This window comes from Vibrio sp. R10-SG-ISO4 (genome assembly GCF_059834135.1).
In genome coordinates, this window is record NZ_JCBDHJ010000018.1 from 258,968 (window position 1) to 281,483 (window position 22,516).

Genomic DNA, 22,516 nt, shown 5'->3' on the forward strand with positions numbered 1-22,516 from the left:
TACCCGTTTCACATCGGCGTCATCTGTTTCACGCCGGTTTATTGCGCTTTTTGTGTGTTGGATGGCTTGTTTGGACGGTTACCTGAACGGTTTGGCTTTCTTGCACCGTTGCCGCTTTTTCCCGCAGGTTTACCACCACGGTTTTCACCGTTCGCCGATTTTGGGCCGAAGTGACGCTTGTTTTTGCTGGCCGGTTTGTGGCCACGTGCGTTGTCTGCTGAGCGTTGTCCGTCGGTGTGTTCCGTTTTCGGTTTCTTCGGCTTTTTCGGTTTCTTTGGCTTAATCGGGCGTGTGTCGAGTTTGGATTCTGGCAGCACGTTCACTGGCGCATAGCCTTCTAAGGCAAGGCGTGGCAACAGCTGTTGAATTAATCGCTCGATGGCAAATAGCTCGCTCGCTTCTGCCGCTTCCACCAAAGAGATGGCACGGCCCACTTCGCCAGCTCGACCTGTACGGCCAATACGGTGAACATAATCTTCGGCCACATTCGGCAGTTCAAAGTTCACCACTTGAGGCAGCTGTGGGATGTCGATGCCGCGCGCCGCAATGTCGGTGGCCACTAGGACGCGAACGTCGCCAGATTTAAAATCCGCTAGTGCTTTGGTGCGCGCACTTTGACTTTTATTGCCGTGAATCGGCGCTGCGGTGATCCCTTGATCATTGAGGTAATACGCTAAGCGGTTAGCACCGTGTTTGGTGCGGCAGAACACCAGAACTTGCTTCCAGTCGCCATCTTGAATCAGTTTAACCAACATCGGCGCTTTCTTGCGCTTGTCGGCCGGGTAGATGCACTGCTCGATGGTGGTTGCGGTTGAGTTAGCAGGCGCGACAGACACTTCAACAGGGTTGTTCACCAAGCCTTTTGCTAAGTCACGAATCTCCGCTGAGAACGTCGCTGAGAAGAGCAGGTTCTGGCGTTTTTCAGGTAGCAGAGCCAAAATCTTGCGGATATCGCGAATAAAGCCCATATCCAGCATGCGGTCTGCTTCATCAAGAACCAGCACTTCCAGTTGATCAAATTTCACCGCGTTCTGTTGGTAAAGATCGAGCAAGCGACCCGGCGTGGCGACCAATACGTCCAACCCTTTGCGCAGCTTCATCATCTGCGGGTTGATTTTGACGCCGCCAAATACCACACCCGAGGTTAGGCGTTGGTAACGGCTGTACTTGAAGACGTTTTCTTGCACTTGCGCCGCCAACTCACGAGTCGGTGTAAGGACGAGCGCACGAATGTGATTGCCTTTGACGCGCGTGCCGTTATCGAGGCGCTCTAGAATTGGCAGTGTAAAGCCTGCGGTTTTACCTGTGCCTGTCTGCGCTGCGGCCATGACATCTTGACCAGCAAGCACCGCTGGAATGGCTTGTTGCTGGATTGGTGATGGCTCACGGTAGCCTTGTTCATCAATGGCTTTAAGCAGCGGAGCAGAAAGACCTAAATCGGTAAAACCCATACGTTGTTCTCTGTTGTGATGTAACCACGCCCCAGCGTGTATGCGGGGGGCGAAAAAGTGGGCCATTCTGCGCCCTTTGTCTCTGAACATCAATAAAATTATTGAGACAAAGGGCACAAAGACCGGGCGTCAAGGAGGGCAGTGCAAGACGGCGGATGCGGCCGTGGCTGATTTGAGCGTGACTTATTTTAGCGTGATCGCGTCTTTGTTTTGTTGCGTGAGCAAGTGCATGACAAGCGCGAAGAGCAAGCCGGTACCCGCGCCAAAGAGATGCGCATCAATGGCGACAGGAGCTTCAATCAGAGCGCTGGTGGATTCTGGCGCGCCCATGCTTTGCTCCCAAGCAATTTTTGCCAGCAAGCCAAGCACAAGCAGCCCGCTACTTTTTCGCCTTGGTAAATGGCTCTTGCTTGGCAAGTATTCACGTAAGGCGAAGTAGCCAAACAGTCCATGTAAAACGCCAGAGAGGCCAACATAGCCTTGCATCGTCGTCGTTAAGTTAAGTAAACCGACGCCAAGGCTACAGAGAAAAAGGGCTAAAATAAGGTTAAAGGGGCGAGGGCGGAATAGATAGCAAATCACCCACAGACCTGCGAGGTTCATCACAAGGTGGGCAAGGTTGGTATGGGTAAAGTTTCCTGTTACGATCCGCCACCACTGACCTTGTAGGATATCGACCTGGTGCCAAGCGCTCCAAGTCGCGGCGGGTTCAGTTTGCATCACGGCACACACAAGGCTAATGAGCCCCAATAGGATAATTAAGCGGAAATGACGTTTCGGTACTGTACTCAATGTGGGAAATCACTCAAAGCGTGTCTATGCCAATGGATAGTGCCGCTATCCTCTCATGTGGAACTCATCATACTCCAACATAAAGCGGAAACCCACCGACCAATGGGCACCGCGCGCATCTTGACGCTCTCGCTCTCCAATAGTCGCTGTTACGTCGGGGAAGATTTCAGTGAGCATGAGGCGCTCAACACCCTGCTTAGTGAATCCAACGTCGAGCATTGGGTACTGTTTCCCGGTGAAGGTGCGCAGAGCTATGAGCAAGTGAGAACGCGCCTCCAGCAAGCTGAGCCCAAGGTACGTCTGCGCGTGATCCTATTGGATGGCACATGGAAGAAAGCCTATAAAATGTGGCAACTCTCGACCAATTTACACGCTTTGCCTAAAGTCGCGCTCCCCACAGATCTGGTGGGCAACTACCGCATTCGTAAATCGCCCAGCGCCAACAGTTTATCGACGGTGGAGGCAGGCTATCACATCTTGCGTCTACTTGAGCCTCAGCAGGATTTCACCCCACTTATTAATGCGTTTGAGAAGATGATCGATTTTCAGATTGCGCAAATGCCGCCAGGTGTGTTTGAGAAAAATTACCAAGGCTAGGTGTTGCCACGCAGCAAAGGTTGGCAAAGTCTTCTGTCTAGGTATATGCTTAACGCAATCGTTTTCACCGTAAGGCCATCATTGGCGCTGCGGTGCTTCGTATAATCCCACTGATATGGTGTGGGAGTCTCTACCTGGAGCCGTAAATTCCAGATTACGAAGAGATAAGTGCAAGTCGCTTTTCTCTTTGTATGTCTGAAATTCGTCAAGGGAAAAGCGTTTGTTGTGAAAGTGTCATTAAGAGGCGACAAACGTGAATCATACTGCTTTTATTCAAAACCTACCCAAAGTTGAACTCCACCTACACATTGAAGGCACCTTAGAGCCCGAGATGATGTTTGAGCTGGCCAAGCGCAACCAAATAGACCTGCCCTTTGCGACGCCTGAGGCGGTCAAGCAAGCGTACCAGTTTACCAATCTTCAATCGTTTTTAGACATCTACTACCAAGGCGCCAATGTGCTGATTGAAGAGCAAGATTTCTACGATTTGACGTGGGCTTACTTGCTGCGCTGTGAGCAAGATAATGTGCTGCACACTGAGATCTTTTTTGACCCGCAAACGCACACCGCGAGGGGTATTGCCTTCTCTACCGTGATCAACGGCATCACGCGCGCTTTGGATGATGGCCAGCAAAAGCTCGGTATTACTAGCCAAGTGATCATGTGCTTTCTTCGTCATTTAGATGAAGAGAGCGCGATGGATACGCTTGAAGAGGCGATGCCGTTTAAAGAGAAGATCGTTGGCGTAGGACTCGATTCCTCTGAACTAGGCCATCCGCCAGAAAAGTTTGAACGCGTGTTTGCCAAGGCTCGTGAGGCGGGCTTTTTGACCGTGGCACACGCGGGCGAAGAGGGGCCAGTCGCTAACATCGCCAACAGTTTAGATAAGCTGCATGTGGCGCGAATCGATCATGGAGTGCGTTGCAGCGACGATCCAAGCTTAGTCGCCTCGCTTGCACAATCGCGCGTGCCGTTGACGGTCTGCCCACTATCAAATATCAAGTTAAAGGTCTTTGATGAGATGGCGCAGCACAACATTGTGGACCTATTGCGCCAAGGGCTTTGCGTGACGATAAACTCTGACGATCCCAGTTACTTTGGCGGTTACATGAGCGATAACTTTCTTGCGGTTGCCGGCAGCCACGCACTAAGCCGCGATGAACTGGCCATGTTTACTCGCAATGCGATTGAAGCCAGTTTCATTTCACAGCAAGAAAAAGCGCGCCTGAATAGCCAGCTTAGTGACTATATGGAAGCTGGGCAGCCAGAGCGTAGCTAATCGCGTTAATGAGACGAAAACAGCTGTTGGTGCAGGCGCTGAGCGTGGCCATCGGTCATTGAGGAGATGTAGTCGGCTATCACGCGATAGCCGTCTTTGCTCTGTGTCCACTGTTGGCGCACTTCGATCGGCAGCAATCGCTCTGGATCGGCGCTCAGCGCTTCAAAGATGTCCATAATGATCTGCTGGCCTTTATATTCGACCACCTGAACGTGGGGCACTTGAATCACATAGTCGCTGACAAAGCGCTTGAGAATATCCAGTGCTAGCGCCATTTGTGGCTCCAAAAAGGCATTGAAAGCCAGCAAGTCACAATCGAATGGCGCATCCACCGGCTTGATAGAGACGCTGGTCAGCAGGGCGTTGACCATACCGCCAATGGCATCTTTGCGCTGAAAGTGCGTGCCGGCAAACAGCATTTCAGTGATGGAGTCGATGTGCTGCTCAAACCAGCTCTCACCGCACTCCGACAACTGGCTCGCCGCGCCCTCTATCCATTGATGACGGGTGACCAGACCAAGCACTATGGCATCTTCCAGATCGTGTACGCCGTAGGCAATATCATCGGCCAGTTCCATAATGGAGCAATCGAGCGACTTAAATCGCGTTTTGTGGTGCCCTTGGCCGCTTGGCGCTTCACGCAGCTCGCTAAAGCGCGTTTTGTCCGCTTGAGAGAGCGGTTGCAGCATCCAATCAAAGGTGACTTGGTCACAATCATAATACCCTTTCGCAGGCGACCACTCTTTGGCTTTTAATCGCCGTTGATGAGAGACTGGCGGTGGCTTGTCGGCGGAGCAAGTTTGGCTAAGCGGCGCTGGGTATTTCATCAACCCAAGCAGAGTGCGCCGCGCGAGGTTCATACCAAAATGTTCGGTGTAGGGTTCAAGCTGGGTAACAATACGAAAAGTTTGCGCGTTGCCTTCAAAGCCGCCGTGGTCGCGCATCATGTAGTTCAGGGCAACCTCGCCGCCGTGCCCATAAGGCGGGTGGCCAATATCGTGCGCCAAACATAACGAATCAATTAAGCTATCGCTAGGCAGTAGGTCACGAAACTCAGGCTGCTTCTTTTTGATTTGCGCGACAATACCTGTACCGAGCTGAGCGGCTTCAAGCGAATGGGTGAGACGGGTGCGGTGGAAATCATCAAAGCTGGTGCCATGCACTTGGGTTTTGGCCTGCAAACGACGAAATGCCGCAGAGTGGAGGATTCTTGCTCGATCGCGCTGGTATGGGCTGCGATGATCGTCACGGCGAATTTTATGTTCATCGTCGTGGCGCATCAGCCACGCCGGGTCCAAGTTGAAATCCATCAGCACATCACCTTTCGAACGTTACGTGTTTAAACCTCGAGTATGCCTAGCTTACGATGGATTGCCAATCTGCTTTATCAAATCCTCAATAGACAGAGGTTTAGCATAGAAATACCCCTGACCCAAATTACAGTCGTACTCGATCAACTGCTGGCTTTGCTCTTGCGTTTCTATCCCTTCGGCGACCACTTTCATCTTATGCGCTTTGCCGATGGCGATGATCGCTTTGACCAGCGCATCACTCTGTTTGTTGACCAGCATTTTATCGACGAAGCTGCGGTCAATCTTGATCTCGTTAATCGGTAGATTGCAGAGGTAGCTCAGAGACGAGAACCCAGTACCAAAGTCATCCAACGAGACTGCAAAACCGCTCTCTCTGACTTGATTAAGGATTGGGGTAACCATTTCTAAGTCATCAATCAGGACGTTCTCGGTAATTTCAACCGTGATGCGGCTGCGGTCGATCTGCTGTTCATCAATAATACGAGTGAGCTGTTCGAGGAAGTTTTTCGCCATCAATTGGCTCGGCGAAATGTTAATGGAAAGACCCAGCGTGTCCTGCCCATTGGGGAAGTGCGCAATGATGTGCTGACACGCATGGCGAATGACAAACTCGCCAATTTGATGGATAAGACCGATCTCTTCTGCTTTACGTATCAGCTCAATCGGTGACACATGCCCAAGCTCAGGGTTATGCCAACGCAGAAGCGCCTCTACCGATTCAAACTGGCCAGATTGCAGGTTGATCTGTGGTTGGAACACCATATAGAGCTCATTATTCCTGATGGCATTTCTCAGCTCTTTTTCTAGAGTCAGCTCGTACTGGACACGCTTGTTAATTGACTCATCAAAGAACAATACGCGCCCTTTGCGGCGGGCTTTTGAGGTATAGAGCGCTGTGTCGGCGCGAGTGATAAGCTCTTCCGGATTTAAGCCATCTTGCGGATAGATAGCGACACCGATACTACAACTGGTGGAGATCACTTTGCCATCCACCACCATTTCTTGTTTAAAAATATCGCGGATTTGATGGGCGATCTCTTCGGCATCGAGCACTGAGCCCAGTTGTGGGAAGCAGAACACAAATTCATCGCCGCCAAAGCGCGCTACCAGTGAGTGATCATTGAGCATCTCGGTAAACTGATGGCCGACATAGGTCAGCAGCTTGTCGCCCACAGAATGACCAAAGGCGTCGTTGACCTTTTTAAAGTCATCAATGTCGACAAACATGATCGCCGTGAGCGGTGTTTCTTGATTGGCATTGCGAATCGCCTCTTGAATAAACTCAATCAAGAAGGTGCGGTTGGGCAACTCGGTTAAACTGTCGTGCAGGGCTTGATGTTGCAGCTCACTTTTGGCCTCTTGCAACTGGGTAAAGTCACGCGAAATCTGCTTTTGCATGATGCGATAACGTAGCCCAACACGTTTACCGACCACCCAAGAGAGCAAACCTAAAATGCCACAGACCAGAATGCTCGCCAGCAAGACCTGATTGAGCTCTCGCTGATTGCTCTGTGTGATCTGTTGCTCGCGATCCATGAGAAAATCTTCGACGGGCTTGAGGTAAACGCCTGTCCCGACGATCCAATCCCAGTCGGGCAAGTAGGTGACATAGCTGAGCTTGTAGGAATCTTCGCTACCGAGCGGCGTTTGGCTTGAGTGGTAACGGACAAAGCCACTGCCTTGGTGGGCGGTATCGACAATGGCTTGAATGTACTGAAAGCCGGTTTTATCGGTAGCGTCTAAGCGTTCAACACCGAGCAGCGCTTTGTTGGGGTGAGAGAGCATCGCCCCTTTGCTGTCCATGATGAAAATGTAGTCGTTGTTGCCGTAGCGATAATCTGAGATGCGTTCAATCAAACGTTGTTTGATATCTTGCTCGACATCCACCACGTACTCACCGGTACCAATAAACCAATCGTAGGGCTCAAACAGCGCCACATAGCCAATTTTGTCGAACTTTTGATCCAAAGCGTTGGGCTTGTTCCAGTGCCAGCGGTGGTAGACACTCTGTTGATTGCTGACCATTCGGGAGAGGTCTCGAGTGAGGTACGAACCATTGACATCTTGAAGATCCCACATGTCCGTTCCTTCTAACTGGGGAAGAATCGGATGCATGACATTGGTACCATCGAGCTGATAGACAAAGAAATACCCGCGCCCTTGATTGAATCGAATGGGTCTGAGCGCTTCGATGATCGCCTTTTTGATGGTCTCTTCGGGTTGGCCTTCATACTGGCGATATAAGTTTTGTGCAATGGCGAGGGCTTCTTCAACGCGCTGTTTAATGTCTCGGCGAAGCAGATCTTCGGTGCGTTTTTTCTCAAACTCAATCTGATCGACAATATTGGTCACGCGATTTTGGATGCTTTTGCGCTGTGTGGTGTAGAAGTTGTCGCGCAGGGAGTTGACGTCTTTTTCGAGCGCAAAGCGATTTTCGTTGACGATTAAGGCCACAATGACAATCGCAAATGTGACCATTAAGGTAAGCGGCACATACTGAATGAACATCAGCAGTTTTTTATCATTAGAGATACCGTCCTGCACTACACACCTCGTCTTAGGGCTTTTTGATTAAGTGTAGACAGAAAGTACTAGCTTGCCAGTTAGCTTATCTCATCGAGAGAGAGCTCAAAACTCGGCGCGAAGGTGTTGAGGAAGTACTCCATTTCGGGGGTATGGCGCTCTTTTAGCGTCACATCAAGGCGCTTTTTGGCCAAGGCGTATTCATGGTTGCCCGCACTGAGTTCTTCCAAACATTTGAGATAGGCACAGATGGTGTCGGCTTGCTTAACGATGGCAGCATCGTCACTGTGCGCTTGATGAGAAACTAAGTAAGGCGCAAAGTCTTCTTGGAACTCTTCCGGCAGCATGGAGAGCAACTTCTTCTCGGCCGCTGCTTCGATTTTTTTGTACTCTTTGGCGATCTCAGGATTGTAGTATTTCACTGGAGTCGGTAAATCGCCCGTCAGTACTTCACTGGTGTCGTGATACATGCCGAGCAGCGCGACACGTTCTGCGTTGACTTGGCCGCCAAACTTCTTGTTTTTGATAAGCGCCAGCGCGTGGGCGACAAAGGCGACTTGCAAACTGTGCTCGGAGATGTTTTCAGTCGACACAGAGCGCATGAGGGGCCAGCGCTGAATGAGTTTCATACGGGCCAAATGGGCAAAAAAGTGGCTTTCTTGGGGCTGATTGGATGACATTTCTCTACCTCCTAGAAATGAAAAAAGGACACGAGGTCGTGTCCTTAGCATAAGAAAATTCGGCGGCGATTACTATTGCCGAATCGCTGATTACACCATGTCGCCGAGACGCGTTATTGGCTGTAACCGGAAAGGAATTTCTCAAAGCGGCCAATGGCCAGTTCCAAGTCTTCAACATGGGGCAATGTCACGATGCGGAAGTGATCCGGTTTAGGCCAGTTGAAGCCAGTGCCTTGTACCAGTAGCACCTTCTCTTGGATCAGAAAATCCAACACCATTTTTTGGTCATCTTTGATCTTGTACATCTTGGTATCAATTTTAGGGAACAGGTACATCGCCCCCTTGGGTTTGACGCAAGAGACGCCAGGGATTTGGTTGATCAGCTCCCAAGCGCGGTCGCGCTGCTCCAGCAATCGACCACCGGGTAAGATCAACTCATTGATACTTTGGTAGCCACCGAGCGCGGTTTGAATTGCATGCTGCATAGGCACGTTGGCACACAAACGCATCGACGCCAGCATGTCCAGGCCGTTGATGTAGCCCTGCGCCAGGTGTTTTGGCCCGGTCATAAACATCCAGCCGCCACGGAAACCACACACACGGTAGGCTTTAGAGAGACCATTGAAGGTCATCACCAGCACATCTTCAGTCAAGGTCGCAACTGAGGTGTGCGTCGCGCCATCGTAGAGCACTTTGTCGTAAATCTCATCGGCGAAAATGATTAACTTGTGTTGGCGCGCAATTTCAATCACTTCTAATAGGAAATCACGGCTGTAGACCGCACCGGTTGGGTTGTTTGGGTTGATCAAAACAATCCCGCGGGTTTTGGGCGTGATTTTCTTCTTGATGTCATCCAGATCGGGGTACCAATCGGCTTGCTCATCACACAGATAGTGCACCGCTTTACCACCTGACAGTGCGACTGACGCTGTCCATAGTGGGTAGTCCGGTGCTGGCACTAGCATCTCTTCGCCGTTGTTGAGGAGCGCTTGCATCGCCATCACGATCAACTCCGACACGCCGTTACCGATGTAGACGTCTTCCACATCAAGCGAGCGAATACCTTTACGTTGGTAATGTTGCACGACCGCTTTACGCGCCGAGTAAATGCCTTTGGAATCGCAATAACCTTGTGATGTTGGGAGGTTACGAATCACATCGACCAAGATTTCGTCAGGGGCGTCGAAGCCAAATGGGGCGGGGTTGCCGATATTGAGCTTTAGTATTTTGTGTCCTTCTTCCTCCATGCGCTTAGCATGTTTCAGTACAGGACCCCTAATGTCATAGCAGACATTGTCGAGTTTTGACGACATCCCGATATTTTGCATTGGCAGCAACCTAAAAATAATTGAATTTCTTTATTAAAGTAACTCAATTCAACGTTATTTAGAATAAAAATCTGAATGATTGCGGCTATTTAGTGAGCTTGTAGCACGCGTATTATCACAGGAATTCGCAAAACATTGCTTGCATCCTTGATTTGAGTAGGGTCAATAAATAGAGTAGCGGTATAAAATTGAATAATGATCTCTTTGCATACGAGGCTGATTTGTCCCATTTCCATCAAGCAGTCACTGAACTGATAGAACGCGTCAAGCTAGCAGAAGACGGCACCGCCCGTCTGGTTCAAGCTCTTGAAGACAAACCAGAATGTTCAATGATCGATTGGCTGGATGCTCAGCCACTTTTCCCTAAATTTTACTGGCAATCCCGCGATACTCGTGAAGAGGTGGTGGCGCTCGGTCAGTGGCATACTTTCGTTGACCCGGCTCCCGCTTACGCAATTTTATCGGCAGATCAGCGCGTGTGGGGAGGGAGAGCGTTTGATGGTGATGATGAAAAAAATCGCCGTTGCATGCCGTCGTTTTTCTTTTTACCTCAAGTGGAGTTGATTCGTCTTGATGATCAATGGTCTTTGGCGGTCAACCTTAACCCAGATAAATCGCGCACCTTGGTGGCGCTAACCAAATTGCGTTGCGAGGTGGCCAAGCTCAAGCCTTTAAGTGCTAACGTGCAGAGCATGACCCATAGCCCAGAGCAGCCTCAGTGGCATGATTTGGTCGACAAAGTGTTGCACGGTATCGATAACGATCAGTTTAAAAAAGTGGTGCTCGCAAGGCGCACCGATGTGGCGCTCGACCGCGCGATCAGCGCCGCGCAACTGCTTAAATCCAGCCATGAGCAAAATCACCATAGCTTCCATTTTATGTTGGCGCTAGACAGCAAACACAGCTTCGTAGGGTCAACGCCAGAGCGGCTCTATGCCCGCCAAGAGAATGAGCTGCACACCGAAGCCTTAGCTGGCACGATTGGTCGTGGGCAAAGTGCGACGCAAGATATGGCGCTCGCCAATTGGCTGGCTAATGACAGCAAGAATCTCAACGAAAACCAGTACGTGGTGGATGACATAGTGCAAAGCCTTGCGCCGTTTTCTTCCCATGTTGAGGTGGAGCAAGAGGCGCGTTTGGTTCGGCTTAGAAAAGTGCAGCACCTTAAGCGCACCATTCACGCCACGCTACACTCTGGTATTAACGGTGTGCAGTTGCTTGGCGCTTTGCAGCCAACGGCGGCGGTCGCCGGTTTGCCGCGTCAGGCGTCGATCGATTTCATACGCCAACACGAGCCGTTTGCGCGCGGTTGGTACGCAGGTTCTATGGGCTTTATTAGCCATCAACGTGCCGAGTTTTGCGTGGCGATCCGTAGCGCTTTGGTCTTGGGGGAGACAGTGCAGCTCTTTGCCGGGGCAGGGATTGTGCCCGGATCTGTGGCTGAGCATGAGTGGCAGGAGCTGGACAAAAAAATGTCGACGCTACTGTCACTGTTTGGCCATCAATCACCGCCTTTTTGTCAACGCTCACCATTAGGAGTGGCTTCGTAAATGCCCCCACAAACCCATACACAAGCGGTGACAAATCGTCTTTGGTCGCGTCTTTTACTGGAAGAATTATCTCGATTTGGCGTGCGTCACGTCTGTGTCGCGCCTGGCTCGCGTTCAACGCCGTTGACCCTAGAAGCCCATGCCAATGCGCATTTTACCCTGCACACCCATTTTGATGAGCGAGGTTTAGGCTTTCTCGCTTTAGGGCTGGCCAAAGCCAGTCAACAACCGGTCGCTATTGTCGTCACCTCTGGGACGGCGGTGGCCAATCTTTTGCCTGCGGTTGCCGAGGCCAAGTTAACCGGCGAGCCTTTAGTGGTGCTCAGTGCCGATCGCCCGCCGTCGCTGGTGGATTGCGGCGCGAACCAAGCGATCAATCAAATAGGATTGTTCTCAACCCATGTCACTAACAGCTTAAATCTGCCTATCCCTGCGGGTCGAGAGGCGTATCCTTGGCTGCTGACATCGGTTGATAACCTGATGGCCAGCCAGCAGCGCGAGGGCGGTGCGGTGCACATTAACTGCCCGTTTCCTGAGCCTCTCTATCTCAGCGCTGAGGATGAGCCAGTCTTGGCGCAAAGTCTCGATACCTTATACCCTGAACTGGCTAAGTGGACGCTATCATCCACACCTTATTCGCAAAAAAGTGCTGCTCAGCACAATGAGCCTTGCCATGTTCCTAATCTGGCGGGCAAGAAAGGCGTGGTGGTGGTGGGGAGTGTGGAATTACAGGAAGCCAAACAAGCCAAACACTTAGCCGACACATTAGGTTGGCCGGTGTTTTGCGATCCGCAGTCAGGCGTCAGTTCGCCTTGGGCACACTACGATTTATGGCTGCAAAATTCGCGTTTTCGCTCTCAGCTTGCATCTTGCGAGTGCGTCCTACAGTTTGGCTCGCGTCTGGTCTCTAAACGTTTGGTGCAGTGGATAGCCGAGTGCGTTACCGGCTCGGGTGCTGAGTATCACTATGTATCGCCTCACCCTGCGCGCGATAACCCGAACCATCTGCCACAGCATCATCACGAGATGGATATTGGCCGTTGGATTGAGAATGTTCAAGCGATGATGCCCGCAGCGGAAAGCCATCAAACTGGATGGGCGGAGCGCTTAATAGGAGCGAGCGAGCAAACACGTCGCCTAGTGCAGCAGTTCAATGTGGATGGGGCGCTCAGTGAAGTGTCCGTGGCCATGTCGTTAGAATCGTTGCCTGATGAGGCATCGCTCTTTATTGGTAACAGTTTGATTGTTCGCTTGGCGGATATGTTTACTGCGTTGACGCCGAGAGAGGTGTTGAGTAACCGCGGCGCATCGGGCATTGATGGCTTGATCTCCACCGCGGCAGGTATTGTGCGTGAGCGTCAAACGCCGACGGTCGTGCTGCTTGGCGATACTTCCGCACTTTATGACTTGAATTCACTTGCCCTGTTCCATCATGAGGCAACGCCGGTGGTTATTGTGATTACCAACAACGATGGCGGCGCGATTTTTGATTTGTTGCCGGTCCCAGATAGGGAGAAGCAAGCTCTGTATCAAATGCCGCACGGTTTTCATTTTGAACACGCTGCGGCTCAGTTTGGCCTTGCGTATCGTCAGCCAAAGGCGTTGGCGGACTATCAGCACTGTTTAGCCACGCACCTCAAGCAGGGAAGTGGCGCACTCATTCTTGAAGTTTTCACGCCCGCGGGTGAGGCGTCGAGTCATATTCGTCAATGTGTCAGTCAGATCTATGCTCTCTAGTCAGTTCTTCCCTGCCGATGATGTTCAGAAAAAAGACAGTATTCAGCAAGCTGATGACGCGCCGCTATTGGTGTTTCTTCACGGCTTTCTTGGTTCGAGTGACGATTGGCGTGAGACGCTCAGCTATCTGAGCGAGTTTGATCGACTTTGCCTCGATCTTCCGGGGCACGGTGAGAGTGTCGGTATCCACACCGAGTCATTTTCGACTTGCTGTGCACAGATCACCAAGAGCGTGTTGGCGAGATTGCAGAGTGAGCAAATCTCTTTGGATCGACCTATAGTGGTAGTGGGTTACTCGCTTGGCGCTCGCCTTGCCATGATGGGCACGGTGAAGCGCGATTTTGCGCCGCTGAATATCCAAGCCCTACTGCTAGAGGGTGGTAATTTTGGCTTGCAAGATGAAGCACAGCGCCACGAGCGATGGCGCAGTGATGCGCAATGGGCCCGCCGCTTCAACGAGGAGCCGATTGAGCAGGTATTGAGCGATTGGTATCGCCAGCGCGTATTTAGTTCACTAAAGGATGCGCAAAGACAAACTCTTATCGCCAAGCGCAGTGATAATCTAGGCCCCGCGGTGGCCAAGATGCTATTAGCAACGTCTTTGGCGAAGCAGCCGGACTGCTTAGACGCACTGCGCCAACTCACCCTGCCAATCACCCATGTCTGCGGTGAGCAGGATGAGAAATTTAAACAACTTGCACAGCGCAGCGGGCTCCACCTCTGCTGCGTTGAGAATGCGGGGCACAATGTTCATGTTGAACAGCCCCAACGCTTTGCAGAGCAGGTGCGCGCGCAGTGTATTGCGCTTGCCGCTCGCTCCTAGACATTATGCCCCGCTCGGTTGGGCTACAAGACAAAACAGGAATCATCATGGCTAAAACAGTCGGTATCTCAGAAGAAGAACTCTACGCTCCCGTTCATTGGCGTGATTGCAGCGCCGAATATGAAGACATCCACTACCACAAATCGGACGATGGCATTGCTAAAATCACCATCGCGCGACCTCAGGTGCGCAATGCGTTTCGCCCTTTGACGGTCAAAGAGATGATCCATGCACTCGCGGATGCGCGCTACGATGAGAGTGTTGGGGTGATCATTCTGACTGGGCTAGGCGAAAAAGCGTTCTGTTCAGGCGGCGATCAAAAAATTCGTGGCGACTACGGCGGCTACCAAGATGATTCTGGCACTCACCATCTCAACGTGTTGGACTTTCAGCGCCAGATCCGCACCTGTCCAAAACCTGTGATCGCCTCGGTGGCCGGTTGGGCGGTGGGCGGCGGCCACGTATTGCACATGATGTGTGACCTCACGATTGCCGCAGACAACGCCCAATTTGGTCAAACAGGACCTAAAGTGGGTTCTTTCGATGGCGGTTGGGGCGCCTCTTACATGGCTAGAATTGTTGGGCAAAAGAAAGCGCGTGAAATCTGGTTCTTGTGCCGTTTTTACGACGCCCAAGAAGCGCTCGACATGGGGCTGGTGAATACCGTTGTGCCTCTGGAAGAGTTAGAAAAAGAGACGGTGCGCTGGTGTCGTGAAACCTTGCAACACAGCCCAATGGCGCTGCGCTGTCTGAAAGCGGCGTTAAATGCGGATTGTGATGGTCAGGCGGGTCTTCAAGAGTTGGCAGGCAACGCAACCATGATGTTCTACATGACCGAAGAAGGCCAAGAGGGTCGCAACGCTTTCAATGAGAAGCGTCGCCCTGACTTCAATAAATTCCCACGCAATCCGTAAAGGAGTTGGTGATGAGAACAGCCAAACTGTACCGCTACGAACTGCCGATGGACAGTGGCGTGATCCTGCGCGAGCAACGTTTGACTGTGCGGGAAGGCTTTGTGATTGAGCTTTGCTGTGATGGTCATACTGGTCGTGGTGAAGTCGCACCGTTACCCGGTTTTAGTGTGGAGAGTCTCGATGAGGCCTACGCGCAATTGGTTGAGCAGCTTTCTTACTGGCAACTAGGCCAAGAATTGGCGCTGGATACGCTGCATCCTTCGGTGGCCTTTGGTCTATCGATGGCGCAATTGGAGCTCGACAACGCCTTGCCGGCAGAGGGCTGTTTTCAGGCCGCGCCGCTTTGCTCGGGCGACCCGGATGAGCTGTTGCCCAAACTGGCGGGGATGAGCGGGGAGAAAGTCGCCAAAATCAAAGTTGGCTTGTACGAGCCTATCCGAGATGGCCTCTTGGTGAGTCTATTCCTTGAGTCGATTCCCGATTTGACGCTGCGCCTTGATGCGAACCGAGCATGGAGCGCGGACAAAGCGGCGCAATTTGCTAAGAAAATCGCGCCGTCGCTACGTCAACGTATCGCTTTTATTGAAGAGCCATGTCAAGCGCCGGGGGACAGCTTCTCCTTTGCCATCAACACTGGCATTGCGATTGCCTGGGATGAAACACTGCAACACGCCATGCGCAGCGAGGATTTCTCACTGCATGATCTCAATGGCGCCAAAGCGATCATCATCAAACCGACTTTAATTGGTTCGATTGAACGCTGTAAATCGCTGATTGAGCAAGCGATGTCGCTTGGGATCAAACCGGTGATCAGCTCAAGTATTGAGTCAAGCCTTGGCTTGACGCAACTGGCGCGCCTTGCCCATTGGTTGCTGCCGGAGACGATTCCAGGTTTAGATACCGTCGGATTGTTTACCGCGCAACTTGAGGTCCCTTGGCCGGGCTGTGAGCTGCCGGTTACGCCTCTGTCGTCGCAAAGTCTCATCTGGCAATGTTAATCGCCGCTGTGAGAGGCGAGCACTATGATGGAAGGCTTCATGTTGTCACCAGTTAGACAATGGGCGCAGCAGTGCCCATTGCAACTGGCCTTGCGCACGCCAGAGCGAGACTATACTTGGGCAGAGCTGTCTGATGTGGTCAGTGAAACAGCATCGACTCTCGCTCAGCAAGGTGTGGGACAGGGTGATGTGCTCACCTGCATCGATAAAAACAATTCGGAACTCCTGTTTGTGTTGTTGGCGTGTATGGAGCTAGGGGCCATTTGCGCCATCAGCATGCCCGGTAGTGAGCAGGAGAGGGCGCAAAAGCTTTCTACGTTGTATCCCGCATCCAACGCTGTGAAGCAGTGGTCTTCTCGCCAAGATATTCGCAGTACCCTCCGCTTAGACTTCTCTGCCAACCAGCGACAACGCCAAGAGAATTTTTCTCACAGTTACCACCCAGATAACCTCGCGACGCTAATTTTTACCTCAGGCTCGACTGGGCCTGCTAAGGCCGTCGCCCATACACACGCGCAGCATTTGGCCTCAGCGACGGGTCTATTGACGCACTTTTCTTTTCAGCCTGAAGATTGCTGGCTACTGAGCTTGCCGCTTTATCATGTCTCTGGGATGGCGATCGTCTATCGCTGGTTGGTCAGTGGCGCGCAGCTCAAAATCGGCACGGGTGAGTTGGCGCGCGACATTCAACAGGTAACTCACGCCTCGCTGGTGGCGACGCAGCTTAAACGTTTACTCGATAGCCAACAGCCTTTACAGCTGAGTCGTGTGTTGCTTGGTGGCAGCCATATTCCGCTAGAGCTTAGTCAACAAGCTGCGGATCGTGGTATCGACACCTGGCTGGGGTATGGGTTGACGGAAGCGGCCTCGACCGTGACAGCAAAACGCGTGGATGGCAAAGAGAGCGCCGGTGTGGTGTTACCCCATCGCCGCGTGATGGTGCACGACGGGCGGATTTTGATTGGCGGTGAGACGCTCGCCTCAGGTTACTACTTTCAAGGTCAATTGACCCCGCTCCCGAGGGTTAGCGTGCCGGGGCAGGGGGATGGGTTTGATAGTAAAGATTTAGGCCAGTGGCAGGACAATGAGCTGTGTATACTTGGCCGCGCCGACAACTTATTTATCTCTGGCGGCGAGAATGTACACTGCGAAGAGATAGAAGCGGCGCTCTGTACCCACAGTGCGATTCGTCAAGCGATTGTGGTGCCCGTTGACGACGCCGAATATGGCCAGCGGCCAATCGCAGTTCTCGATGCCAACGCAATGCCCGATAAAACCGAGCTAGATTCCCACCTAACACCACTATTAGCCAAGTTCAAATGGCCCATCGGTTACTATTTGATGCCCCCTGAATTGACCCAAACAGGCATCAAAGTCTCACGTTATAAGGTTAAGAAGTTGCTAGTTCTAGTTCCTAGAGTAGGGCTTTCTCCTTCTAGGAACTAGAAACTAGCCACTCGCCTCTCCTCACCCATTAGGTCTTTTGGCAATATCACAGACCAAATCTGAATTTCGTTTTGTTATTCCTCTCTTTCATAATAACCGCTAGTTTAAATGATGATGGGAATAAGCAATGAATGCGATCTTGATCGTCGCGGTGGTGATTCAGATTATTGTCGCGACGCAAAGCGAGGGTGTGATGCGCTCGTTGTGCGAGCTCACGGCTTTCCTGTTGGTCATTGTGTTGGTTTTTCGTCAGCGTCAGCGATTGAGCCCACGTCGCAGAAAGCAAGACAACAAAGTGATGATCGAACCAGAAGATCTCTAACGTCGGTTCGCGCGTTAACTGAGCATTAGCCAAGTCAGTGAACCGCTTGAAATCAACACCCATAAGGTGATGCCAAACAACAAGGGCTTGGGTCCGGCAGCTTTCAATTTTTCTAGCGAAATACCACATCCAATCAAAAACAGACAGACCACTAATGCGCGTTTTGCCAGCGCGAAAAGGCCTTCATAGAGCACCTGAAATTGCGGTAGCGCATCACTCACTCCGATCGCGGCGCAGTAGAACACGATGAAATAGGGAATGGTGACCTTTTTTGCATCGCTGTGAAAAATCCACGCACTCACCAGAGCCACAGGCACTATCCATAACGCACGCGCTAACTTTAGCGTGGTTGCGGTGGTAAGTGCTTCCTCACCGTATGCCGAAGCGGCGCCGACCACCGAAGAGGTGTCATGGATGGCGATGGCGGCCCAAGTTCCGAAGGTGTGTTGGTCGAGATTGAGGGCGTGTCCAATCAACGGGAACACAAATAAAGCGACTGAGTTAAGCACAAATACAGTTGCCAGTGCCAAGCCAATTTGTTCGTCTTTCGCATTGATCGCCGGTGATACGGCGGCGATGGCGCTGCCGCCACAAATCGCGGTGCCTGATGAGATTAAATAGCCGGTGACCGTGTCCAGCTTAAGCTTCTTCGCTAGCCAGCTACCGATGAGCAAGGTGCCAACGATGGTCGTGATAATCAGGCCGATACCATCCGCGGTGACGCTGATGGCTTGCTGAAATTGAATACCAAAACCCAAGCCAACAATAGAATAGGCGAGCAGCTTTTTGGTGATTTTTGCAAGCGGGATCGACGCCGGTACCCAGCCCATCGACGCGATCAAAAAGCCAATCACCAGTGCGGTGGGTGACGAAATCCAGGGCGTTAAACACAGGGCCAGTGCTGCCCAAAAAAGCCAAGTTGAAGAGGGTCGGATCATCGTTGCTCTAAGTGCCTACAGAAACGTGTTCATTGAATAACGTCAGTCTAAAGCAGTTTTGTTGTTAAGTAGATTAGTATGATTTGAACAAGCGTTAAGTTTTTCTTAACGCTTGTCTTCACAGTGAACGCCTGTATCAAGTCGTGTACGGGGTGATTATCGCCAATCGCCTCGCAGTTCGAGCACGCGTTGCTTCATCCCTTCGGCGGAGGCTTCTTGCGGCGTAACCGGCTCTCCGGCTTCGATTTCAATTCTCGACCAGAATCGACTCGGCAAGCCTTTGCAGGCACTGCCTTTCACGCGACTAAAGTAGCTGCCCCACATGCCTTTCAGAGCGACGGGAATCACAGGGACAGGGCTGCGTTTAAGAATGATGTCCATACCGCGCATAAACGGGCCGATTTCGCCGTCAGGCGTCAGTGTGCCCTCAGGGAAAATACAGACGATGTGTCCCTCTGCCAGCGATTGTTCCACTTCGCTGAACGCGCGGCGGATAGAACCTCGGTTTTGCGCGCAAATCGGAATCACGCCCGCCCGCTTTAAAAAGCGTTTTAGCGGAGGAAGATGGGCGTACTCTTCATGCATCACAAAACGAATCAAACGCGGACACACCGCGCTCAGTAGCAGCGCATCCATATAACTGACGTGGTTACAGACAATCAGTGCGCCGCCCTGTTCGGGCAGGTGGTGTAAATTTTTGTGTTTGACGCGATAGGCGCTGTGCGTCAGCACCCAAACCAAAAAGCGCACCGCAAAAATCGGCACTTGCAGGAAGAGATAGAGCGCGACCAAGGCATTCAACACCGACAGCAGAATAAACAGCTGCACTATGGTGAGGTTGAGTAAGCTCAGGCACACAATGCCCATCACAGCACTGCCTACCATAAAGAGTGAGTTGTAAATATTGAGCGCCGCAACGACCTGCGCGCGCTCACTCTCTTTCGAGCGCTGCTGCATTAACGCATACAAAGGCACGATAAATAGACCGCCAGAGGCACCTAGCAGTAGCAGATAAACAAACACTGGCCACAGTGCTGAGTGGCTAATAAACGCGTGGAACGTTGAAAATTCAGGCAATTGCTCAGGGACAGAGAGCGCCATTAGTAGACCAAACAGGGTAATTCCGGCACTGCCAAGTGGCACGATGCCAATATCGATGCGATTTTTCGATAGCTTGTCACAAGCCATGGAGCCAACCGCAATGCCGATTGAAAACAGCGCGAGCAGGAAGGAGACCGCGGCTTCATTGCCACTTAAGTGCAGTTTGGTGAAATTTGGGAACTGAGTCAGGTAGGCGGCGCCTAAAAACCAGAACCAACTGATCGCCATTAGGGTTTGAAAGACGGTTCTGTCGCGCTTGGCGATCGCCAGCGTGCGGCGTGTCTGTTGGGTAGGCTGCCAACGAAAGGTCAGGTTTGGATCATTGGCTGGGGCAACCGGAATTGATCGGCTCGCGAGATAACCCGCAATCGCAAACACCACGACTGCAACCGCCGCAACGTATTTGGCGTTCTCTGCGGAGGCAATGACACCAGCGCCCAGTGTGCCGAGCAAAATCGCAAGAAAGGTGCCGGTTTCGACCAAGGCATTGCCGTTCACCAGTTCATGTTGTTTAAGCTGAGAAGGTAATAGGGCGTATTTTATCGGTCCGAAAAACGCCGATTGGGTACCCATCAAAAACAGTAACAAGAGCAAAATAACATAGCTTTCGGTAATAAAACCGACAGCGCCAAGGCACATAATGGCAATTTCGGCCAATTTGACTTTACGAATGAAGCCCGCTTTTTCGTATTTGTCCGCCAATACTCCCGCCGATGCCGAGAATAAAAAGAAAGGCAAGATGAACAGGCCCGCAGCGAGGTTGATGAATAAGTTGCTAGAGATGGGGAGCGCGTTTGCGCCCGCGAACGCGACAAACAGCAGCAAAACATTCTTGAAAATGTTGTCGTTAAACGCGCCAAAAAACTGAGTAATAAAATAGGGTAGAAAGCGCTGCTGTCGAAGAAGCGAGGTCTGGGGCTCTGACATGAAGGGGCCTTTTATTGATTACCAGCTTTTAAGATAGCTCGAAAGTAAATTTTCGATAAGCACTTTGCCCTCAATCGGCTCATCAGCAAAAAACTTATCATCGACACTGAGTAAGGTAATGCCGTGAACGCCCGCCCACAACACGCGACTGGCTTTCACCACCTCTTGATCTGAGCGATGAGGGGCAACGGCTTTCAGCAGATGTTCCAGCATGCTGGTCATACCGTCAATGCGCTGTGCTTGCCATTCGGGCAGCTCTTCCCCGTTCATATTGTGCTCAAAAATGAGCTGCCAACGGTAAGGGTGGCGTGCCGCAAAGTCGTGGTAGCAATAGGCAAGCTCATATAAGGCTTTGGTGCTGTGATTACAACGTTCAACGACCTTTTTTGACTCAAGCGCGAGTTCGTCCAGTGTTTGAGCGACCGCGTGTAAGAGCAGCAGGTTGTAGTTGCCAAACACATTCACCAAGGTGCTCGGAACATAGCCGATTTTGTTCGCCAGCTTACGCAGGCTCAGCTCATGATGAGAGTGAGTCGTGAGGAACTCTTTTACCGTGTCTAAGGTGAGTGCGATCAGCTCTTCGCGAGTGTGGTCGTTGCGTCTGGCCATAAAAAGGGGATGAAAATGAACAATGTTCAATATTCTAATAAGCACCTGTTCGATCCGCAACAAAACAATCACTAAATTGGGGCGTTTCCTTGCGGATAGCTGCAATATTCTGATACATCATAAACCCAGCTTCTGGTTTCTTTATCAAGGATGTCTGGGTATTATGCGATGATAACGAAAACTTCATCCTCAAATGGAAACTCTAAGGAAAAATATGAAACGTTTGTTTTCCCTAGTTGCTCTACTCATGGTCTCTGTCGCCATGACGCCTGTTGCCGAAGCGAAAAAGTTCGGTGGTGGTAAATCTTTCGGTAAAAGCTTTAAAACAGCCCCTGCGCCGAAGCAGCAGCAACAAAACACCAATACGCTGGGTAAAGACCAATCGACCAAAGCACCGAGCTCAAGCAAAAAAGGCTTAATGGGCGGCTTGCTTGGCGGTCTGCTGGCTGGTGGCCTGCTCGCGGCATTTTTCGGTGGCGCGTTCGAGGGCATCCAATTTATGGATATTCTCATTCTCGGTTTGATCGCCTTTGTGATCTTCAAATTTATGCGCGGTATGCTGGGCGCAAAACAGGGCAGCATGAATCAACATCGTCAGCAACCTGCTTTTGGCGGCAGCGCACCCAAGTTCGAACAGCCGAATGTTCACAACTTTGAACAAGCGTCTGCGTCTTCTACGGGCGGTTTTGGTGCACAGACTGATGTGCCACACAACACGCCACCGGGTTTTGACCAAGCGGCCTTTATCAACGGCGCGCGTGAGCACTACCGCATTTTGCAAGGGGCGTGGAACCACAATCAGTTGGAGACCATTGAAGAGTACGTGTCACCAAGCTTGTTTGAAGACCTAAAAGCAGAGCGTGCGAAGCTAGAGGGCGATCAACACACTGACGTTATGTACGTGGATGCGGAAATCGTGCGAGCGGACTACGACGCGTCAAAAGCGCAACTGAGCCTACAGTTTAGCGGTCGCTACCGTGATGCGGTGGAAGGCGTTGAAGAGAATATCGAAGACATCTGGCACCTAGAGCGTGACTTAACCGTCGACAATGCGCCATGGTTGATTGTGGGTATCCAAGGATAATATCCTAGGGCAAGAAATAGTATCCTAAGGTAAGAAATAGTAACCTGATGTAAGAAAACGCCCATTTCGATGGGCGTTTTTTTCACCTCTCCATGATTGACCTT

Annotated in this window: 19 protein-coding genes and 1 riboswitch; of the genes, 10 read left to right on the forward strand and 9 right to left on the reverse strand. The window is 51.5% G+C overall.

Annotated elements, in window-relative coordinates:
- Nucleotides 1-38: 38 nt before the first annotated feature.
- Complete coding sequence (locus AC6R03_RS14135) at nucleotides 39-1,451, reverse strand: DEAD/DEAH box helicase (RefSeq protein WP_500631945.1); 1,413 nt, start codon at nucleotides 1,449-1,451, stop codon at nucleotides 39-41.
- A gap of 183 nt (nucleotides 1,452-1,634) precedes the next feature.
- Nucleotides 1,635-2,171, reverse strand: a complete 537-nt coding sequence (gene rrtA / locus AC6R03_RS14140) for a rhombosortase (protein WP_500653668.1) — start codon at nucleotides 2,169-2,171, stop codon at nucleotides 1,635-1,637.
- A 48-nt stretch (nucleotides 2,172-2,219) separates the two neighbouring features.
- Here rrtA and AC6R03_RS14145 point away from each other — a divergent pair, with 48 nt between their 5' ends.
- Both AC6R03_RS14145 and AC6R03_RS14150 read left to right on the forward strand, forming a co-directional pair.
- The gene (locus tag AC6R03_RS14145; RefSeq protein WP_500653669.1) at nucleotides 2,220-2,840 is read left to right on the forward strand and encodes a tRNA-uridine aminocarboxypropyltransferase; all 621 of its coding nucleotides are present in this window, start codon (nucleotides 2,220-2,222) and stop codon (nucleotides 2,838-2,840) included.
- 77 nt (nucleotides 2,841-2,917) lie between these two features.
- A riboswitch (purine riboswitch) is annotated at nucleotides 2,918-3,017 on the forward strand.
- Nucleotides 3,018-3,093: 76 nt separating this feature from the next.
- Nucleotides 3,094-4,119 carry an adenosine deaminase gene (locus tag AC6R03_RS14150; RefSeq protein WP_500631690.1) on the forward strand — a complete coding sequence of 342 codons (1,026 nt, stop codon included), beginning with the start codon at nucleotides 3,094-3,096 and terminating at the stop codon, nucleotides 4,117-4,119.
- 5 nt (nucleotides 4,120-4,124) lie between these two features.
- Here the strand turns inward: AC6R03_RS14150 and AC6R03_RS14155 are convergent, their stop codons facing one another.
- From AC6R03_RS14155 to AC6R03_RS14170, 4 genes are all read right to left on the reverse strand, one after another.
- Nucleotides 4,125-5,429, reverse strand: a complete 1,305-nt coding sequence (locus AC6R03_RS14155) for an anti-phage deoxyguanosine triphosphatase (RefSeq protein ID WP_500631689.1) — start codon at nucleotides 5,427-5,429, stop codon at nucleotides 4,125-4,127.
- Between the two features lie 51 nt (nucleotides 5,430-5,480).
- On the reverse strand, nucleotides 5,481-7,976 hold the full coding sequence (locus tag AC6R03_RS14160) for a bifunctional diguanylate cyclase/phosphodiesterase (protein WP_500631688.1): 2,496 nt from the start codon (nucleotides 7,974-7,976) through the stop codon (nucleotides 5,481-5,483).
- A gap of 59 nt (nucleotides 7,977-8,035) precedes the next feature.
- Entirely contained in the window at nucleotides 8,036-8,635 is a 600-nt protein-coding gene (gene yfbR / locus AC6R03_RS14165) for a 5'-deoxynucleotidase (protein ID WP_334550923.1), read from the reverse strand.
- 113 nt (nucleotides 8,636-8,748) lie between these two features.
- Nucleotides 8,749-9,963 carry a pyridoxal phosphate-dependent aminotransferase gene (locus AC6R03_RS14170; RefSeq protein WP_500631687.1) on the reverse strand — a complete coding sequence of 405 codons (1,215 nt, stop codon included), beginning with the start codon at nucleotides 9,961-9,963 and terminating at the stop codon, nucleotides 8,749-8,751.
- A gap of 221 nt (nucleotides 9,964-10,184) precedes the next feature.
- Here AC6R03_RS14170 and AC6R03_RS14175 point away from each other — a divergent pair, with 221 nt between their 5' ends.
- From AC6R03_RS14175 to AC6R03_RS14205, 7 genes are all read left to right on the forward strand, one after another.
- Nucleotides 10,185-11,513, forward strand: coding sequence for an isochorismate synthase (locus AC6R03_RS14175; RefSeq protein WP_500631686.1), 1,329 nt, complete (start codon nucleotides 10,185-10,187; stop codon nucleotides 11,511-11,513).
- On the forward strand, nucleotides 11,514-13,250 hold the full coding sequence (gene menD, locus AC6R03_RS14180) for a 2-succinyl-5-enolpyruvyl-6-hydroxy-3-cyclohexene-1-carboxylic-acid synthase (RefSeq protein WP_500631685.1): 1,737 nt from the start codon (nucleotides 11,514-11,516) through the stop codon (nucleotides 13,248-13,250).
- Nucleotides 13,240-14,073 carry a 2-succinyl-6-hydroxy-2,4-cyclohexadiene-1-carboxylate synthase gene (menH, locus tag AC6R03_RS14185; RefSeq protein WP_500631684.1) on the forward strand — a complete coding sequence of 278 codons (834 nt, stop codon included), beginning with the start codon at nucleotides 13,240-13,242 and terminating at the stop codon, nucleotides 14,071-14,073. Before menD ends, menH begins: the two co-directional genes overlap by 11 nt.
- Nucleotides 14,074-14,120: 47 nt before the next feature.
- Nucleotides 14,121-14,987, forward strand: a complete 867-nt coding sequence (gene menB / locus AC6R03_RS14190) for a 1,4-dihydroxy-2-naphthoyl-CoA synthase (protein ID WP_334550914.1) — start codon at nucleotides 14,121-14,123, stop codon at nucleotides 14,985-14,987.
- A gap of 11 nt (nucleotides 14,988-14,998) precedes the next feature.
- Complete coding sequence (menC, locus tag AC6R03_RS14195; RefSeq protein WP_500631683.1) at nucleotides 14,999-15,985, forward strand: o-succinylbenzoate synthase; 987 nt, start codon at nucleotides 14,999-15,001, stop codon at nucleotides 15,983-15,985.
- 39 nt (nucleotides 15,986-16,024) lie between these two features.
- Nucleotides 16,025-17,431, forward strand: a complete 1,407-nt coding sequence (gene menE / locus AC6R03_RS14200) for an o-succinylbenzoate--CoA ligase (RefSeq protein WP_500631682.1) — start codon at nucleotides 16,025-16,027, stop codon at nucleotides 17,429-17,431.
- A gap of 127 nt (nucleotides 17,432-17,558) precedes the next feature.
- Nucleotides 17,559-17,753 carry a hypothetical protein gene (locus AC6R03_RS14205; RefSeq protein ID WP_334550910.1) on the forward strand — a complete coding sequence of 65 codons (195 nt, stop codon included), beginning with the start codon at nucleotides 17,559-17,561 and terminating at the stop codon, nucleotides 17,751-17,753.
- Between the two features lie 14 nt (nucleotides 17,754-17,767).
- On the opposite strand, the gene AC6R03_RS14210 is transcribed toward AC6R03_RS14205, so the two are convergent.
- The 3 genes from AC6R03_RS14210 to AC6R03_RS14220 form a co-directional block, all read right to left on the reverse strand.
- Nucleotides 17,768-18,691 (reverse strand): YeiH family protein, encoded by a 924-nt coding sequence (locus AC6R03_RS14210; protein WP_500631681.1) that lies wholly within the window; start codon nucleotides 18,689-18,691, stop codon nucleotides 17,768-17,770.
- 156 nt (nucleotides 18,692-18,847) lie between these two features.
- Entirely contained in the window at nucleotides 18,848-20,719 is a 1,872-nt protein-coding gene (locus AC6R03_RS14215; protein WP_500631680.1) for an MFS transporter, read from the reverse strand.
- A gap of 18 nt (nucleotides 20,720-20,737) precedes the next feature.
- The gene (locus AC6R03_RS14220) at nucleotides 20,738-21,328 is read right to left on the reverse strand and encodes a TetR/AcrR family transcriptional regulator (RefSeq protein ID WP_500631699.1); all 591 of its coding nucleotides are present in this window, start codon (nucleotides 21,326-21,328) and stop codon (nucleotides 20,738-20,740) included.
- Between the two features lie 214 nt (nucleotides 21,329-21,542).
- Here AC6R03_RS14220 and AC6R03_RS14225 point away from each other — a divergent pair, with 214 nt between their 5' ends.
- The gene (locus AC6R03_RS14225) at nucleotides 21,543-22,412 is read left to right on the forward strand and encodes a Tim44 domain-containing protein (RefSeq protein ID WP_500631679.1); all 870 of its coding nucleotides are present in this window, start codon (nucleotides 21,543-21,545) and stop codon (nucleotides 22,410-22,412) included.
- Nucleotides 22,413-22,516 lie beyond the last annotated feature (104 nt).